This window comes from Alistipes sp. CAG:29 (assembly GCF_000435435.1).
GTDB lineage: Bacteria > Bacteroidota > Bacteroidia > Bacteroidales > Rikenellaceae > Alistipes > Alistipes onderdonkii.
In genome coordinates this window covers 1-541 of sequence record NZ_FR893493.1, presented here as the reverse complement: position 1 = coordinate 541, position 541 = coordinate 1, and the positions used below count along the sequence as shown (strand labels likewise).

Genomic DNA, 541 nt, shown 5'->3' with positions numbered 1-541 from the left:
TCGCCGCGAACGGCAGGCGAAGTCTGCCGGGCGACCGGCTGCCCTACCGGCAAAGGAATTCTTTGTGATGAATCACAAACTTTCCCCTTGCAGGTGAACGGAACAGAAAAAACCCCGGAGTTTCTACTCCGGGGCAACAAGTTACGGAAGCTCGTGAATTGTGATGAAATTCTCAGGGCAGAAGCAACGCCAGGCATTCCGCTCAAGGTCGAAATAATGCACACAGTCGTTTGTCGAACGGCTGCGGGATTTACTTCCGGCCCGGTACTCTTCCAGCAAGCAGGGCTTCAGTGTCCCGAAAGCCTCCCGGAGTGTCCCGTCCTGTTTGCGGTAACTGAATCTCACGGCCCGGTTACGCAACTGGATCAGGAGATTATCCAGTTCGTCCGTTTGCTGTAACGCTTCGTTGACTGCGTTTTCGACATCCAACCGCAAGGGCCAGTGCGGTAAATTGTACTTGCCCCGCAGTTTCTTCGTGAGAATCCGAATTAAACGCTCGTTATCCATAACTTTTTTGCAGACTTTATCCTCCTGCGCCGGA

General features: G+C 53.2%; 1 protein-coding gene. It reads right to left on the bottom strand.

The window, feature by feature from the left end; all coding sequences use genetic code 11:
* Positions 1-141: 141 nt before the first annotated feature.
* Positions 142-541: SH3 beta-barrel fold-containing protein (locus QVP03_RS11515; protein ID WP_288210790.1), on the bottom strand; the 400-nt coding region annotated here is incomplete at its 5' end.